We start from the raw sequence: 18,077 nt of genomic DNA on the forward strand, positions 1-18,077 counted from the left end.
TAGAATGTTAACAGGAAAAGAAAGATCTTATTTAAAGAGCCTTGCCCACAACATGGATCCACTTATCCAACTAGGAAAAGACGGGATCAACCAAGGTTTTTTAAATCAAATAGATAAACTTTTAGAAGACCACGAAATTGTAAAGATTAATGTCCTACAAAATGCACCAGTTGAAGTTGACGAAATTGTCGATGATATTCTTGATGCAACAGGGGCAGAATTTGTCCAAAAAATTGGCAAGAAACTTACAATTTATAGGGAATCTAAAGAAAACAAACAAATAGAATTATAATGAAAAAGTACGGAATTTTTGGAGGCAGCTTTGACCCCATCCACTATGGTCACCTAATGATATGTGAGTACATCAAGGAGGAGATGGGCCTGGACAAGGTGATCTTTATCCCAACAGGCAACCCACCCCACAAGGACCTTGGGGTTTCAGCAGAAGACAGGTACGAGATGGTAAGGCTTGCCATTTCCCCAAACCCAGACTTTGAAATATCTGACATAGAGACTACTAGGGTAAACTTATCCTACACAGTGGACACAATTAGGGAATTAAAAAAAATCTACAAGGAAGAAAAATTATATTTCTTAATAGGCCTAGACTCCCTCTTCCAACTAAAGACTTGGAAGAAGATAGGGGACCTATCACAAGAAATAGAATTTGTAGTTGCCTTACGACCAGGATACATCGACAAAGAAGAAATAAATAATGAGATAGACTTTTTGAGAGAGAACTTTGGGACAAAGATAAATCTTATTAAGACCCCACTCTATGAAATCTCTTCCACAGACCTTAGAGACCGAATTCATGAAGGCAAGTCTCTCAGATATCTAATTCCAAAAAAAGTTCTAGATTATATAGAAGAAAGTGGGTTTTACAAAGGTGACCTATAAACTTAAAAAATATGAAAAAGAAATACGTGAAAGGATTGGCGAAAAGAGATTTCTCCACACCCTTAGGGTGAGAGACACTGCCCTTGAACTAGCAAAGATCCACGGAGTAGACCAAGAAAAGGCAGAAGTGGCAGGGTTTTTGCACGACTGTGCCAAGATAAGAGATGAAGAACAACTTATAAAGGCTGCCAAAAAATCTGGCCTTCTCCTCACAAAGGAGATGCTAAAGGCACCCCAAATCATCCATTCCTATCTTGGGGCCATCTATGCCAGAGACCTCTATGGAATAGAAGATGAAGAAATACTAAATGCCATTACTTACCACACAACAGGCAGGGCAAATATGTCGGACCTAGAAAAAATAATTTTCTTGGCAGACTACATTGAGCCCATGAGAAACTTTGACGGAGTGGAAAGGGCAAGAGAACTTGCTAGAGTTGACCTTGATGCAGCCATGTATTTCGCCTTAAATAATACATTAAAATTTTTAGTTGACCACGACACCTATATTGTGCCGGCAACAGTTACAGCTAGAAATTTTTATAAGGAGTTGAATCCTTGAAAACTTTTTTTAAAGCTTTTTTTACAACAATAATACTAATAATAATCCTTGCCCTAGGAGGGTTTGCAGCCTACTACTACTTCTTTGAAGGAGAAGATGCAGATAAAATTGATGAGGGCGGCGAAAACCTACAATTCTTGATGCTGGGAGTGGACTCCCTTGACTCAAAGAAGGCAGACAATGCAAGATCCGACACTATAATGGTTGTAAACCTAGATGGGAAGACAGGAAAAGTAAATATAATTTCAATTCCAAGAGACACTTACACAAAGATCGAGGGTTACAAAAAGACAAAAATCAACCACTCCTTCAAATACGGAGGAAGTGAACTTACCCTTGACACAGTGAACAAACTCCTTGGGACAGACATAAAATATTACGTCACAGTAGACTACAGGTTTGTAGAAGACGTGGTAGACAAAATTGGTGGAGTAGAAGTTGACGTCCCAATAGATATGAAGTACGAGGACCCAACAGCAGACCCACCACTTACAATAGACATCAAGGCAGGCAGACAAAACCTAAAGGGCTACGATGCCATAGGATTTTTGAGATTTAGGAAGGGCTACAAGGATGCAGACCTTGGAAGAGTAAAGGCACAGCAACAATTTATGTCAGCCATCCTATCCAAGATGAAAGACCCAAAAACTCTAGTTAGGTCACCTCTCTTGCTATCATCCTATGTATCCTACACAGAAAACAATATACCTGTGAAGAAACTCATAAAGATGGCAGCAAAAATGCGTAACATTACAAGCGAAGACATAGTGACCAACACCCTACCAGGAACACCAAAATACATGGGAGGAGTGTCCTACTTCGTGCCAAATGAAAATAAAATACAAGTAATGCTATTAGAAAATAATTTTAAATAGGAGGTTTTATGACAACTCAAGAGAAATTAGATATCATAGTGAAATCATGTGAAGACAAAAAGGGAATCGACATCAAGGTCCTAGACATCCAAGGTATGACATCAATTGCAGACTACTTTGTAATAGTAAGTGGTAACTCATCAACACAAGTAGATGCCCTAGCAAGAGAAATTGACGAAAAATTATCTGAAAAGGGAGAAGGACCACAAAACCTAGAAGGCAAGAACTCATCAAGATGGATCATCTTGGACTTTGGCGATATAATAGTCCACGTATTCCACAAGGACGAGAGAGAATACTACAACCTAGAAAGATTGTGGGAAGAAAACCAAGACCCACAAGAGGAGGAATAAAATTATGGTAAAAACATTACACACAGACAAGGCACCAGAAGCAGTGGGACCTTACTCACAAGCCACAGAAGTTAACGGATTTATCTTCACATCAGGTCAACTTCCACTAGTTCCAGAAACAGGAGAACTAATCTCAGACGACATCAAAAAAGCAACAGCAAGAAGTCTTGACAACATTAAGGCAATCCTAGAAGAAGCAGGTTCAAGCATGGAAAAAGTTGTAAAAGTTAACATCTTCCTAGACGATGTAAATGACTTTGCAGCAGTAAACGAAGTCTATGCAGAATATTTCACAAACCACAAACCAGCAAGATCTTGCGTAGAAGTAGCAAAGCTACCAAAGGGTGGCCTTCTAGAAATCGAAGCAATAGCAGTAAAATAATTTCTAAAGAGGACCCGAGAGGGTTCTTTTTTTATAAAAAAGAGGTAGACAAGATGAAAGAAATAAATGTAAATGAAATAGATAGGATTGTGGACCCAATAGTGATAGACGTGCGTGAAGACTACGAGCTAGAAGAAACAGGAACCATAAAGGGCGCCATCCACATCCCTATGAATGAGGTCCCAAATAGACTTAACGAAATCACAAAAGAAAGAGAAATCTATATCCTTTGCAGGTCAGGAGTTAGATCCTACAACGTGGCAAAATATCTAAACGAGTTGGGATATGAGGCTATAAACCTTGACGGCGGCATAATAGACTATAAGGGCGAGCTTTTTAAGTAAGTCCTAGAAAATTATAAAGTCATAAAAATTTTTTGCTCAAAGATTACTTTCGACTTTATAAGATATCATGAAGTCAGTAATAAGTTTGAAAAAGAAGAGAAAAAGTTTACGAAAATTTAATAGAAAAAACAAATCCCACAAGACAAATCTTGTGGGAATTTTTTTGCTTAAAATTTAATTAGGCTCGATCTTAGAACTTATTAAAGTCAAAGAAAAAACTTTTAAAGATTTATTAATAACTTAAAGATAAATCTTGAGAAAAAATTATTTATTTCTTAATAATTAAAATCTTTTTATGACTTAGAGACAAGAAATAAATTAAAAATAAAAATTTATAAAGATTAAGTCATTGATACTTAAAAACTCAGGAAATAAAAAACTAATTCTTACTAACTCAAATAAAGATAAGTATTGAAGGTAAATCTAACATAGAAGAAATTTTTTTTAAGATCATAACAAAGCTAAAAATCACAGGACAATTATAACTAATAAAAATTTGCAAAAATTGATGACAAGTAATACATGAGAAATTAAATAAGAATAGTAAGAAAAAAATTTTTAAACTTAAATTTAAATAGATAAAACTTATATAGAGAAATAAAAAATTGTATAAAATAAAAACAGTTTTCACCATAGAAAAAACTATTTTAAAAAGAAGTTTAAAACAAGAAAACAGTAAATTTTAAAGATAAACGACTAGTTGAATATATTAAGGTGTGCTATAATTATTAATTAAGAATAGAAGATCATAAAAGTATTTCGTCTATTCAATTAATAGTTAATTAAAACTATTAATTATGAAAAAACTCTTTGGAGCGAGATAGATAAGTAGAAATATATAATCAAAATATAAACTAAAAAATTAAAAGAAGTAACCAATCTATAATGAAAGGAGAAAAAATGGATAAAAAGAAGAAATTCAACACCAATAGGGTGGCAGCCTATGCCCTTTCAGGTGTAATGCTAGCAAGCGTTATCCCATATAACGTCTTTGCGGATGTAGAAAAAACACAAAATGCAATAAACCATGTTGCAGCTGCAAGTGGATCAGACTTAGGAATTGCACCAGAAAAAGATTAAGTAGCTGTAAGAGATGCTGCAGCACCAGAAGACACATCTACTAGTGCCGATGCAAAAAATGCTGTTCACGGCTTTGTAGGTGTCCTAGTTGGTGGCGACATCAATGCTGACCTAGCAGCTGAAACAGGCCAAAGATTTAAGCCAATAGAAGGGGTAAGAGTCTACTTTCAATGGTATGAAAAGAAAGGCAATAGAACCTCTCCAACCTATTCAGCAGAATCAGGAGCTGATGGTCAATTCCATATGGGGATCAAACCATATATCGGCCGAGATGGAAAATTAGTAAAATTTGATGCCGATACAACTGTATCTGCAGGTGATGAATCCTATAAGATGTGGGTAGATGAATCTACTATTCCAGAAGGTTACCAACTTCAATACTCAACAGGAGAAGGTGTTGAATTTACAGATAGAAAAGTAGCAGGTGGCGATTACCAACTTGGACCAAACAGACTCGTTAATTACAGAGTTCTTTTGATGGAAAAACAAGATGAAGCAAAGATGCACAAGGAAGCGACTCCAACAACTCCACAAATTTCTAAAGCAGGTCAAGGAGCTGTATGGGGAAAAGTTTCTTGGGACTATGAATCTGCAGGCGGTGTTCAATGGGGTATCGTATCAACTCCTACATCACCAGCTGGAGGAGTAACAGTAACTGCATCCTACCTATCTGACTATGCATTGAAACAAATTTACAGTGCTAACACAGCAAAGATGTTAGGTCTATCCAAACCTAGTGATATTCGTGGATCAGGTTGGACATTTAAACTTGAAACTCAATTACAAGAATGGATTGCTGAACAAGTAGCTAAAGAAAAGGATAAGTGGATAGCAGAAACTGTAAGTGCTGAAACAAATGCTGAAGGCGATTACCTAATCCAATTTAAGGGAACTTGGGGTCCAAATAGAAATGACTACTCCGTAGCTGAATACGAAAGAGTAGCAGGTAAGTACTATGCAGGCGATGCCCACAGATGGACAGAAGTAGAAGCAAATCGACTTGGTAAAGTTGCAGAAAATGCTACAGATGGATCATTCTTAACAGGTGCACTTGACTGGAATGAAAAACACGTTAACTCTGACTGGTTATTTATCTCAACTAAGGATACAGATGATGTTGTAAAGAGAACACCATGGAACTACAACTGGTACACAGGCTCTGACAATGGCTGGGGTATCCATGGTGGTTGGGCTCAAGCAGCCTTTGGTGTATCTACTGTCCAAGCTGCTAACTCTACAAGGGCTGACTTTAACTTCGCACCAGCAGAAATTAAGTTCAACATCACAAACTTTGATACCCAAGCAAATACTGCAATACCAGGTGATGTAGCAACAACTAAGACTGCAGGTCTTCCTTACAAGAATACAAATGATTCCTTCAAAATTGTATGGTATGACCAAGATGGAAAAATAGTAAAAGAACAAAAAGAAGCAGAAAAACCTACATCAACAGGTGCATTAGCAGAATCAACTTTTGACACTAAAGATGTAAAAGAAACAAAAACATTTATAGCAAAACTTCACTATGTTAAACCAGGTGGAGGTCTAGGACCAGTTTTAGCCCAAGATGCCTTTACTGTTAAGGTAGGTAAGATTGTAGTGTCTGCCTATGATGATGTAAATATTGCAAACCCTGGTGCTAAAGAAAACGAAGGAGCAACTTACAAGGCTGAAGGCCTTCCAGAAGGACTTACAATAGATAAAAACACAGGTACAGTATCAGGAAAGGCAAAAGTTCCTGGAAAATACACTGTAACTGTTACAACCTCTATTCTTGATGAAGATTCTGGAGAAATAATGGAAGGAACATCTAACTACACAGCCCTTGTTACAGACTCGCCATTAGAACATGGAGAAGTTGGCCTTGAATATAATAAAACTGTAAAACCAGCAGAAGTCGAAGGTTATGTATTCAAAGAGGTTTCAGCTAAGTTTATTGATGGAAAAGTTATTGAAGGCCTAACAATTACGGGAGATAAAATTTCAGGAACTCCAAAAGCAGAAGTTGCAGCTACTCAAGAAGGTCCAAATGTAGAGGTAACCTATGATATCTACAAGCTAAATTCTAAGGGCGATGCAGTCCTTATAAAAGAAGGTCACAAGGATTTAGTACCTTTAGAAATCACCAAGGCAGCTTCTCAAGCACCAAAATATGAACCAGCATATACTGATGTGGAAGGAACACCGGGAGCAGAAGCAATAGTTGCAGCTCCGAAATTCCTAGACCAAAAGAGTGAAGCTGATCCAAAACCAGAAGTTACAAAACCAAGCAATGTCAAATTTGCTTTAGGCGATGGTGCTCCTGAAGGTGCTACTATTGATGCAAATACAGGTGCGGTAACTTACACATCAACTGCAAGAGATGCCAACACTACTGTAAATATTCCAGTTAAGGTAACTTATTCTGACGGAACTATTGATGAAACTCTTGCTAAAATCAAGGTTGGACAAGCACAAGCTGATTCTTACCAACCAGAATATACTGAAGCTGAAGGAAAAGCAGGAACAGAAGCAACAGTAACTGCTCCAAACTTCAAAGACGCAAAAGGCCAAGAAACAACAAAACCAGAAGGTGTTGAATTTACTATAGGTAAAGATGCTCCAACAGGTGCAACAGTTGATAAAACAACTGGTGAAGTTAAATACACACCATCAATCGACCAAGCTGGTCAGACAGTAAATATTCCTGTAACAGTAACTTACAAGGACGGCTCAACAGACGAAGTGAAAGCGCCTATTAAGGTTGCACAAGGAGATAACTTAAACTACGAACCAGATTACAAGTCAGTAGTGGCTCAAGTTAAATACCCTGTAACAGTGGAAGCTCCAAAATTCCTAGACCAAAAGAGTGAAGAAACAATAAAGCCTATAGCAAATCCACAACCAGAGGGTATGAAATTTGCCATAGAAGATGGCTTTACAACCAATGGCACTTTAACAATCAACGATCAAACAGGTGTAATTACCTATACAGCCGTAGATGCCGACAAGAACACTGTAATTGAAGTACCGGTAATAGTAACTTACGCAGATGGTTCGTCTGAAAAAATTACTGCAAAAATCGACGTTCCATCTGATGCGAACTTCTACGATCCAAAAGCTGTACCATTAACAACTGAACAAGGGACAGTTCCAAGGGCAGAAGATGGAGTTAATATTCCTAATAATCCTCCAGCAGGAACAACCTATACTTGGGAAGCAGTACCAAAGGTAAATACACCTGGTGAGACAACAGGCATAGTAAAGGTAACTTACCCAGACGGAACTGAAGACTTTGTCGAAGTCACGGTAACTGTAAAAGCAAGTGCTTCTAAGAAAACAACTGTTGACGATACAAACAAAAAACCAGTAGACCCGACAGATCAAAAACAAGGTACTGGTATTATCGTTACAAATCCTGACGAAAAAACAACAGTTTCTGCCAAAGATGCAAATCATAAAGATGTAACACCAGTAATCAATAAAGTAACCGGCGAAATCGAAGTTACTCCTGGAACAGACGCAACTGGTCCAATCACTGTAACCGTAACAGATAGTGATCTACCGGAAGGTAAGAGAGACATTGAAGTTCCAGTAGCGGAAAAAAGTGAAAAACCTGGAATCACAGCACCTACAGCGGGAGACCAAACAATCTCAGGAACAGGAACTCCAGGCGCAAGAGTAAATCTAGCGTTAAAAAGAGTTGAAGACATACCAATTGCTAATGACGTAGCAGTTAAAGATGATGGAACTTGGACAGCCGACGTTCCAGCTGGAATACTCTTAAAAGAAAATGACACAGTTTTAGCTACACAAAAAGAAGATGGCAAATCTGTGTCCAATCCAGTAGAAGCAAAAGTAACTGAAAAAGCAAAAACAGATGCTGAAAAGAATCCAGTAGTTGATCCAGCTAAGACAGAAGTTGCAAACAAAGATAAGTTAACTGATGAAGAAAAAGCAAAAGTAGTAGAAGCAGTTAAGAAAGCAAACCCAGAAGCTAAAGACGTAACAGTTGATGATAAGGGTAATGCAACATTAACTTACGCAGACGGAACAACAAATGAAATTCCAGCAGACAAGACAGTAACTGAAAAAGCAAAAACAGATGCTGAAAAGAATCCAGTAGTTGATCCAGCTAAGACAGAAGTTGCAAACAAAGATAAGTTAACTGATGAAGAAAAAGCAAAAGTAGTAGAAGCAGTTAAGAAAGCAAACCCAGAAGCTAAAGACGTAACAGTTGATGATAAGGGTAATGCAACATTAACTTACGCAGACGGAACAACAAACACTTTAACTCCTGATAAAACAGTAAGTGAAAGAGCTAAAACAGAAGTAGATAAAAAAGCACTTCAAGATGAAGTAGATAAAGAAAAATCTACAAAGGATGCAGACAAGTACAAGAATGCAGATCAAGACAAAAAGGCTGCATACGACAAAGCATTAGAAGAAGCACAAAAAGTACTAGACAACAAAGATGCAACACAAGAAGAAGTTAACAAAGCTAAAGATGCATTAACAGCAGCAGAAGCAGCGTTAAACGGAAAAGAATCAGTAGACAATAAACCACTTCAAGATGAAGTAGGCAAAAAAGATGCAACTCAAGCTACTGACAAGTACAAGAATGCAGATCAAGACAAGAAGGATGCATACGATAAAGCATTAGCAGATGCTAAGAAAGTACTTGAAAACAAAGACGCTACTCAAGAAGAAGTAGACAAAGCAAAAGATGCATTAAAAGCTGCAGAAGAAGCTTTGAATGGTACAGCAACTCAAGAAGTTGACAAATCAGCACTTCAAACAGAAGTAGACAAAAACAAAGACGCTGCAATAACAGGCTCTGACAAGTACAAGAATGCAGACCAAGATAAGAAGGATGCATACGACAAAGCATTAGAAGAAGCACAAAAAGTACTAGACAACAAAGATGCAACACAAGAAGAAGTTAACAAAGCTAAAGATGCATTAAAAGCTGCAGAAGAAGCTTTTAATGGAGAAGCTACTGTAGATAAGACAGGTCTTCAAAAAGAAGCAGACAAGGAAACTTCAACAAAAGAATCTGACAAATATAAGAATGCAGATACTGACAAGAAGAAAGCTTACGACGATGCTTTAGCAAAAGCAAAAGAAGTTTTAGCTAATGACAAAGCTACTCAAGAAGAAGTAAATGCGGCTAAGAAAGCATTAAAAGATGCAGAAGACGCATTAGACATAAGCGCAGCGGTAGACAAAGCTGCACTTAAAGCAGAAGTAGACAAAAAAGATGCAACTCAAGCTACTGACAAGTACAAGAATGCAGACAAAGACAAAAAGGATGCATACGACAAAGCATTAGAAAATGCTAAGAAAGTCCTTGAAGATCCAAATGCTACTCAAGAAGAAGTTAATAAAGCTAAGAAAGCTTTAGAAGAAGCAGAAAAAGCATTAAATGGAAAACCATCTGACAACACTGGTGGAAATGTTACTCCAGGTAAACCATCTGACAATGACAACGCTGGTGGAAATGATGGATACAGACCTGGACACGGTGGAAGTGATGTATTTGATCGTCTATTCAGAAGACATGACTACACTCCAACTTACCCAGTTAAGACTGTAGTTCCTGAAAAGACTGAAGCTGCTACTCCAGTTCGTGATACTCTATGGTATGTATTCCACATTAACGAGTTCCAATACGAAGTTGTTAGAAATGGTGTTGTTACTAAGAGATTAATGGACGTAACTCCAGTTATTCAAAATGGTAGAACAATGCTTCCACTTAGATATGTAGCTGAAGCTCTTCAAGCTGACGTTACTTGGGATGCTAAGACAAGAACTGCAACATTCACTAAAGATGGCTTGACAGCATCAATCCAAATCGATAGTGATGAAATAGTTCTTTCTAACGGCAAGATTGTTAAGATGGACTCTAAACCACTTAATATCAACGATAGAATCTTAGTTTCTGTAACTAACGTAGCCAATGTATTTGGTTTAACTAACGGAAATACTAAAGACAATGCAGATCAAGATATTGAATGGGAACAAGCAGATAAGAGTGCAACAATTTATATTAGAAGATAATTTGTTGAGAATTAAGAGGAACCCTTAGGGGTTCTTCTTTTTTACACATTTTTATCATTTTACTTCTAAGGGATTTAAAATTTATATTCATTGCATGATAAATATAATTTACGCTTTATGTCAGACGTAAAAACAAACGCAAAACATAATTTACGTTTTATTTCAAACGCAAAAGCAGACGTAAAATTTTATGTTTGTTTTTAATAAGTACAATTAAAAATAATAATAAAAAACTCTTTATGTGCTATAAAATAAAAGCAATCATAAAGAGTTTTTGTTTTAAAAATGTTATAATGTAGTTGAGGACACTAGAAGGTGGTTGCCTAATATTCATATTAGGAGGAATGACTATGAGTGATTATGAAATTCTATCTTTAATGGTAGAGTTTGCTACATTAATAGTCATCATCTTAACACTTAAAGATAAAAAGTAGTTAAAATGTAAAAAACCACCTGTATCGACTTAGGTGGTTTTTATATTAAATTAACCCTAAGGCGACCGCTACTTGTACCCGAATGGGTATTAACGGTGTCCTCATTTATGTATATAATATCATAAAGTTTATTTAAAATCAATTTATTATGACTTTACGAATTTCTGTTACTTCATATTTTTTTCTTAACTCACAAATTTTCATAATCTTATAATTATTCACAACTTTATAAATTTCTATGACTTAACAATTTTTTGAGACCTCATAATATTTTATAAAACACAATATTTTATGTTAATTACAATCTTACAAGCTTTTTATATTTTTTTGTGTTATAATGTCAAAAGAAAGAACTTGAAGGGCCGAGGGAATCTCGGTCTTTTTTTATTTTTATAATAGATTAGGAGAATATATTGAGATTTAGTGATTTAAATTTATCTAGTGAACTTTTGCATGCCATTGATGATTTGGGTTTTGAAAGTCCATCTGAGGTTCAAGAGGCAAGTATACCAATAATTTTGGAAGGTCGTGACGTCCTTGCTCAGGCACAAACTGGTACTGGCAAGACTGCTTCTTTTGGGATTCCAATAATTGAAGGAATGGAAGAAAATGCTAAGGACTTGCAGGCTCTTGTCCTTGTTCCTACAAGAGAACTTGCTAGACAGGTATCAGAAGAATTAAAGAAGCTTGCAAAATATAAAAAATTCATTAATATAGTTCCAATTTATGGTGGGGCTGATATGGGCAAGCAGCTGCGTGACTTAAAGAGGGGAGCCAGTATTGTGGTTGGGACTCCTGGCAGGGTCATGGACCACATGAAGAGAAAGACTATTAGGCTTGATGGCCTAAAGTTTTTGACCTTTGATGAGGCTGACGAGATGTTTGACATGGGCTTTAGGGATGATATGAAGACTATTATCGAGAGGACCAATCCCAATAGACAAACCTTATTTTTCTCGGCAACTTTTGACAATGACATAAGGGAGTTTTCTAGACTTTATCAAAGGGATCCTGCCAAAGTTATTATTGAAAAGAAGGAACTTACTGCTGAGAAGATTGAGCAATTCTACCTTGAACTCAACAGGAATATGAAGACAGAAATCTTGAATAGGCTTATCCTCATCCACAAGCCTAAGAAGTCTATTATCTTCTGCAATACCAAGAGGATGGTTGAGGCCCTTGAGGTTGAGATTGCCCAAAGGGGTTACAAGGTTGACTCCCTTCACGGTGATATGCGTCAGTCATCAAGGGACAATGTTATGAAGAAGTTTAGGAAGGGGACTATTGATGTCTTGATTGCCACTGATGTTGCTGCTCGTGGCCTTGATGTGTCTGATATTGACCTTGTCTTTAACTACGACTTGCCACAACAAGCTGAGTATTATGTTCACAGGATTGGCCGTACGGCAAGGGCTGGCAAGAAGGGTGCATCTTTTACTTTTGTAACTAGCAGGGACTATCCTAAGTTTAAGGAGATTGAAAAGTATGCAAATATTAAGATGGAAAAGATGAAGCTTCCTACTAAGGCTGATGTTGAGAGGGAAAGTCTTGACAATCTCTTTGACAAGGTAAACAAGAATATCCTAAAGGCAGAAGATCAAGCTAACTACACAGAAGTCTTAAACAAACTTTTGGCAGAGGGCCACAGTCTATATGACATCTCTGCTTCTCTTTTAAAATTAGTAAATGAGTCCACTAACAAGACTAAGATCAAGGAACTTGACAGGGTTGATTATGGAAAGAAGTTTGAAATGTCCAAAAAGTCTAAATCCTCTGATAGGTCCAGGGACAAGAGGGGCAAGGAGATGAAGAAGATCAAGGGTCCAAAGATTTTTATCAACAAGGGCAAGAGAGACGGTCTTGACTCTCGTGAAGTTATTAGGCTACTTGGCAGGCACACTGATATCAATCCAAGTGACATTGGAAGGATCAACATCATGCCAAACTTTTCTTTTGTTGAAGTCCCAAAAAATATGATTAAGGATGCCATAAGAGACCTTGATGGCAAAAAGATCAAGGGCAAGTCTATAAAGGCAGAGTATTCTGAAAAATAAATTTATAATTTAAAAATTGCCCCAGGTGATTCCACTTGGGGATTTTATTTGCAAATTTTATTTATCTCAATCTTTGTTATAATGTAGTTAGGAGGTTTTTATGGATAATAAATTTTTAATTATAGATGGAAGTTCGCTTTTCTTCAGGGCCTTTTATGCCCTTCCACTTCTTAAAACTAAGAGGGGACTTTACACCAATGCCATTTACGGTTTTGTCATGATGGTGGAAAATGCAATCGAAAAGATCAATCCTAGTCATGTGGCAGTTTGCTTTGACATGAAGGGAAAGACTTTTAGGTCAGATATCTACAAGGACTACAAGGGAACTAGGCAAAAGACTCCCAATGAATTGGAGCAACAATGGCCTCTTGTGCGTGAGATTTTGGGCCACATGAATATAAAGATTCTTGAGTCGCCAGTTTATGAAGCCGATGATATTGCTGGAACTCTTGCTAAGCTTGGGTCTGAGGAAGGTTTCGAAAATTATCTTTTGACAGGGGATAAGGATTATTTTCAACTTGTAAATGAAAATACAAAAGTCCTCTTCACTCGCAAGGGAATCACTGACATGGATATTGTAACTGTTGATAAGATAGAGGAAGATTATGGGATTGAGCCCCTTGAATTTATTGAGTTAAAGGCCCTCATGGGTGACTCATCTGATAACATTCCAGGAATTTATGGGATTGGAGAAAAGACTGGCTTAAAACTTGTTCGCCAGTTCCATACTCTTGAGAATCTTTATGATAATATTGATGATGTTTCTGGCAAGAAGTTAAAGGAAAAATTAGTTGATGGCAAAACTGCTGCCTTTATGAGCAAGAAGCTGGGAACAATTGTGAGGGACGTTCCTATTGAAGAAAGTCTTGATGACTTAAAAAAACTTGACTACGACTATGAAAAGCTTTCAGAACTTTACCGTGAATTTGAGTTTAACTCAATGTTAGACAGGCTTCCAGAAGAATACCGCAAGGAAGAAGTGGAGGAAATCTCCCAAGACAATTTTGAATTTGTTGAAATAAAAGACCTAAGAGATATTGAAAAAGAAATTAAGGATAAAAAATCTTTTGCCTTTAAATTTATTACAGATGGAAAAATTTATGAAGATGTGAAGCCGATTTATCTTGCAATCAAGGTCAAGGATTCTGAAGTTAAGATAATTTCTTATGATGATATAGATTTTGACTTCTTGAAGGACCTTATGGAAGATGAGGATGTAGAAAAACTTGGATATTCCCTAAAAGAAGACATTATTATCTTAATGGATTTGGGAATTGACATCAAAAATTATTCTCATGACGTTGAGATTGCAGAATATTTATTAAATTCAACTAAGTCTGATTACGACATCAACAAAATTTCCATGGAATACTTCAAGAATGGTTACTTGGACCTTGAAGACCTTCTTGGCAAGGGTGCAAAGAAGAAGACTTATGCTGATTTAGATAAGGATGGCCTATTTAAGTATTTTGCCTTTGTCCTTAATACAATCTACAGGCTGGAAAATATTCAAAAGGAAAAAATCGAGGAAGAAGAGATGACTTCTCTCTACCAAGATATGGAGCTTCCTCTTGTTGAGGTCCTTGCATCTATGGAATATGTGGGAATCAACACAGACGAGTCTGTCCTTGATGAAATTGACGAGCAAATAATTGAAAAACTAAAGAACTTGGAAGAAGAAATTTATGGAGAAGCTGGGGAAGAATTTAATATAAATTCGCCAAAACAATTGGGAATTATCTTATTCGAGAAGATGGACTTCCCTGTTATTAAGAAGACAAAAACTGGTTACTCAACTTCTGCTGATGTCTTGGAAAAACTTCGTGGCAAGGGCGAAATAATCGACAAGATTTTGGACTACAGGAAGTTTTCCAAGCTTAAGTCAACTTATATTGACGGCCTAAAGTCTGTTATAAACAAGAAGACTAAGAGGATTCACTCAAGATTTATGCAGACAGTGACTGCTACGGGTAGAATTTCTTCCACTGATCCAAACCTACAAAATATTCCAATAAAAACTGAAGAGGGACGACTAATAAGAAAGGCCTTCCTTGCATCAGAGGGTGGAGTCCTAGTTGACGCCGATTATTCACAAATCGAACTTAGGGTCTTAGCTGCTCTATCAGATGATAAGGAGATGCTTGATGCCTTTAAGCATGGTCTAGACATCCACAGGAAGACTGCTTCAGAAGTTTTCCACGTCGACTATGATGATGTAAATGATCTTCAAAGGTCAGAAGCCAAGGCAGTAAACTTTGGAATTGTCTATGGAATTTCTGACTACGGACTTTCACAAAACTTGAACATCCCAAGAAAGGCTGCCAAGGAATATATTGACAACTATCTTGGTCACTTTGTGGGAATAAAAGATTATATGTCAGAAGAAATTAAAAATGGCAAGGACAAGGGTTATGTGGAAACCATCTTTAAAAGAAGGAGATACATCCCAGAACTCAATGCTAAGAACTTCAACATCAGGTCTTTTGGAGAGAGGATTGCCCTTAACACTCCTATCCAGGGTTCAGCTGCTGACATTATAAAAATTGCCATGGTGAAAGTTTACAATGAACTTAAGAAGAGAAATTTGAAATCAAAATTAATAATTCAAATCCATGACGAACTTGTTGTTGATACAGCAGAAGATGAACTTGAAGAAGTGAAGGAACTTATGAAGGACCTAATGGAAAATTCTGTGGACCTAAATGTAAAATTGTCTGTGGATATGAATACAGGGAAAAATCTTTATGAGTCAAAATAAAATTATTGGCCTAACTGGATCCATCTCAACGGGCAAGACCCAGGTGTCAAACTATCTAAGAGATAGGGGAGAAAAAGTAATTGATGCCGACTTAATTGCAAGAGAGGTTGTGGATTTTGGGTCAGTTAAGGAAAAAATAAAAGAAGCCTTTGGTAATGATATCTATAAGGATGATGAACTCGATAGGAAGGCACTGGGAGAAATTGTCTTTAGGGACAAGGAGAAGAGACAGGTCTTAAATGAAATTGAGCATCCAGAAATTTATAGGATAATCTTGGAAGAGATAAAAAATTCCAAGGGGAGAGTCTTTGTGGATATACCACTTCTCTTTGAGTCCCAGCATTTGAATGAAAAATATGGCCTGGACTTTGATGAAGTTTGGCTGGTTTATGTAAATAGGGAAACTCAAGTGAAGAGACTAATAAAAAGAGATAGGATATCTAAAGGATATGCCCTAGAAAAAATAAATTCTCAAATGTCTGTTGAGGATAAAAAAATTATGGCCGACGTCATAATAGATAATTCAGGTAATTTGGAAGACACCTATAAACAAGTAGAAGAAAATCTAAAAAGATTATAAAACATTAAAAAAGATGTGTTGGGATGACCTAACACATCTTTTAAAATTAATTAAATTATTATGGGCATAAAAAAACTGACTGCTCATGCAATCAGTATTTTGGCAGGGGTAGCAGGACTCGAACCCACGGCACTTGGTTTTGGAGACCAATGTTCTACCAACTGAACTATACCCCTACAACAGATTACATAATACCAAATTTTTAATGACTTGTAAAGTAAATAATATATTTTATTAGAACAATTAATATATTAAATTAAAATTTAGTAAAAAATGAGTTCAATATTTATAAATCGAAGATATAAAGTTAAAAAATAGCAAATATTTGATTTTATTTGATAATTTTTAAATATAAAATCAAAAAAATGGAGAAATTTGATTTTATTTTGCTATAATATGATTAATTAATTGAATTATTTGATAATTTTAACTTAAAGGTGTGATCTCTATGGAATATTTATACAAGATTTATTATAAGGATAAAAATTTTTACGAGGAAACTTATAAAAATAGGATTAATTTTGAAGAGAGTTTGAGGACAGGTTTATTTATAAAATCTTTGAAAGAACAAGAAGAAAATCAACTTTATTTTGTTTATAATATGAAAACCTCTAAGCTAATAGATAGGGTTATGCAAAATGATTATAAACTTGAGAAGTTAAATGAAAGCCTACCAGGTCTTGCAGAGAGAGCCTTCATCTTAGATTTAATTTCAAGTGAATTAAAAAGTACTAATGACCTTGAAGGTATTGAATCTGATAAAGATGAAATTATTGAAACTACTAAAAACATTATTAATGAGAAGAAGCCTAATAAAAAAAGATTAATCAGCATGATTAAGTCCTATTTACTTTTAATTGAAGGTAAAAGTTTGAGTTTGCCTCTTGATTTAAAAGATATTAGAAAAATTTACGACGAAATCACTCGTGGAGAAATTGAAGAGAGTGATAAACCAGATGGAAAATATTTTAGAACTCAAGCTGTTTATGTTCAAAAGAAAAACTCTGTTAGTGGAGAGATCATCCACGAAGGTATAAAGGGGGAAGAGAAGATAGAAGAAGCTCTTATAAATCTATTGGATTTTATGGGAGAGTCTGATATTGATTTATTAATAAGGGTTGCAATTTGTCATTACTATTTTGGATACATTCATCCCTTTTATGATGGAAACGGGCGTGTAAATAGGTTTCTTAGCAGTTTGTTAATTAGGACTAAGTATAATCATTTGACTTCAATGGCTTTATCGAGAGGGTCTTGGATTGAAAAAAGCTCTTACTATAGGATTTTTGACAGGACTAATTCAAAAATAAACAAAGGTGAATTAAATTATTTTATTGATGACTTTTTAAAAATTTTAATCTCTGGTCAGGAGGATATTATTTATAATTTGACAGATAAGATTGAAAAACTAGATAGGGTCAAGGAATGTATAGATGAGGAAAAAGAAATTATTAATAGTGAGCTTAAGAAAAAAATAATTTTCTTATTGGCTCAAAATTACTTTTTTGATAAAAACAGAGGTCTGAGCAGAGATGAAATCTACAGTCTTACAAGTGAAATAAATAACAAGAGTATGAAGATAAAAGACTTGAGAGATTTACAAGATGATGGTTTTATAAAAGTCATTAAAGAACGTCCTTTGATTTATGTCTTAAATAAAAATTTTATAGAAAAATTATAATTATAAAAATTCCAATCTATTGAGAAAGAAACTCC

General features: G+C 35.8%; 14 protein-coding genes and 1 tRNA gene. 14 read left to right on the forward strand and 1 reads right to left on the reverse strand.

From position 1 onward, the window contains the following. The first annotated feature begins 4 nt into the window (after nt 1–4). From yhbY to coaE, 13 genes are all read left to right on the forward strand, one after another. Nucleotides 5–292 (forward strand): ribosome assembly RNA-binding protein YhbY, encoded by a 288-nt coding sequence (yhbY, locus tag I6I93_RS07375; RefSeq protein WP_070702600.1) that lies wholly within the window; start codon nt 5–7, stop codon nt 290–292. Continuing rightward, nucleotides 292–900, forward strand: a complete 609-nt coding sequence (gene nadD / locus I6I93_RS07380; protein WP_112890020.1) for a nicotinate-nucleotide adenylyltransferase — start codon at nt 292–294, stop codon at nt 898–900. Before yhbY ends, nadD begins: the two co-directional genes overlap by 1 nt. Beyond that, entirely contained in the window at nt 890–1,462 is a 573-nt protein-coding gene (yqeK, locus tag I6I93_RS07385) for a bis(5'-nucleosyl)-tetraphosphatase (symmetrical) YqeK (RefSeq protein WP_112890021.1), read from the forward strand. The genes nadD and yqeK overlap by 11 nt, the downstream gene beginning before the upstream one ends. After that, nucleotides 1,459–2,337 carry an LCP family protein gene (locus I6I93_RS07390; protein WP_112890022.1) on the forward strand — a complete coding sequence of 293 codons (879 nt, stop codon included), beginning with the start codon at nt 1,459–1,461 and terminating at the stop codon, nt 2,335–2,337. The genes yqeK and I6I93_RS07390 overlap by 4 nt, the downstream gene beginning before the upstream one ends. 8 nt (nt 2,338–2,345) lie before the next feature. Continuing rightward, on the forward strand, nt 2,346–2,690 hold the full coding sequence (gene rsfS, locus I6I93_RS07395) for a ribosome silencing factor (RefSeq protein ID WP_112890023.1): 345 nt from the start codon (nt 2,346–2,348) through the stop codon (nt 2,688–2,690). 4 nt (nt 2,691–2,694) lie between these two features. Further along, nucleotides 2,695–3,072 carry a RidA family protein gene (locus tag I6I93_RS07400; protein ID WP_112890024.1) on the forward strand — a complete coding sequence of 126 codons (378 nt, stop codon included), beginning with the start codon at nt 2,695–2,697 and terminating at the stop codon, nt 3,070–3,072. Nucleotides 3,073–3,125: 53 nt separating this feature from the next. Further along, nucleotides 3,126–3,416, forward strand: coding sequence for a rhodanese-like domain-containing protein (locus tag I6I93_RS07405; RefSeq protein ID WP_112890025.1), 291 nt, complete (start codon nt 3,126–3,128; stop codon nt 3,414–3,416). A gap of 900 nt (nt 3,417–4,316) precedes the next feature. Next, nucleotides 4,317–4,496 carry a hypothetical protein gene (locus tag I6I93_RS07410; protein WP_112890026.1) on the forward strand — a complete coding sequence of 60 codons (180 nt, stop codon included), beginning with the start codon at nt 4,317–4,319 and terminating at the stop codon, nt 4,494–4,496. A gap of 243 nt (nt 4,497–4,739) precedes the next feature. Beyond that, complete coding sequence (locus I6I93_RS07415; protein WP_112890027.1) at nt 4,740–10,535, forward strand: Rib/alpha-like domain-containing protein; 5,796 nt, start codon at nt 4,740–4,742, stop codon at nt 10,533–10,535. Nucleotides 10,536–10,879: 344 nt separating this feature from the next. Further along, on the forward strand, nt 10,880–10,969 hold the full coding sequence (locus tag I6I93_RS09290) for a putative holin-like toxin (protein ID WP_236587175.1): 90 nt from the start codon (nt 10,880–10,882) through the stop codon (nt 10,967–10,969). A gap of 413 nt (nt 10,970–11,382) precedes the next feature. Then, nucleotides 11,383–13,023, forward strand: a complete 1,641-nt coding sequence (locus I6I93_RS07420) for a DEAD/DEAH box helicase (protein ID WP_112890028.1) — start codon at nt 11,383–11,385, stop codon at nt 13,021–13,023. A 100-nt stretch (nt 13,024–13,123) separates the two neighbouring features. After that, nucleotides 13,124–15,781, forward strand: coding sequence for a DNA polymerase I (gene polA, locus I6I93_RS07425; RefSeq protein ID WP_112890029.1), 2,658 nt, complete (start codon nt 13,124–13,126; stop codon nt 15,779–15,781). Beyond that, nucleotides 15,768–16,361 (forward strand): dephospho-CoA kinase, encoded by a 594-nt coding sequence (gene coaE, locus I6I93_RS07430; RefSeq protein WP_112890030.1) that lies wholly within the window; start codon nt 15,768–15,770, stop codon nt 16,359–16,361. The genes polA and coaE overlap by 14 nt, the downstream gene beginning before the upstream one ends. A gap of 100 nt (nt 16,362–16,461) precedes the next feature. Here coaE and I6I93_RS07435 read toward each other — a convergent pair. Beyond that, a tRNA-Trp gene (locus I6I93_RS07435) sits at nt 16,462–16,537 on the reverse strand. Between the two features lie 272 nt (nt 16,538–16,809). On the opposite strand from I6I93_RS07435, the gene I6I93_RS07440 reads away from it, so the two are divergent. Further along, on the forward strand, nt 16,810–18,042 hold the full coding sequence (locus tag I6I93_RS07440) for a Fic family protein (protein WP_112890031.1): 1,233 nt from the start codon (nt 16,810–16,812) through the stop codon (nt 18,040–18,042). Nucleotides 18,043–18,077 lie beyond the last annotated feature (35 nt).

This window comes from Peptoniphilus harei, assembly GCF_016726485.1.
Classification (GTDB): Bacteria; Bacillota; Clostridia; order Tissierellales; family Peptoniphilaceae; genus Peptoniphilus_A; species Peptoniphilus_A harei.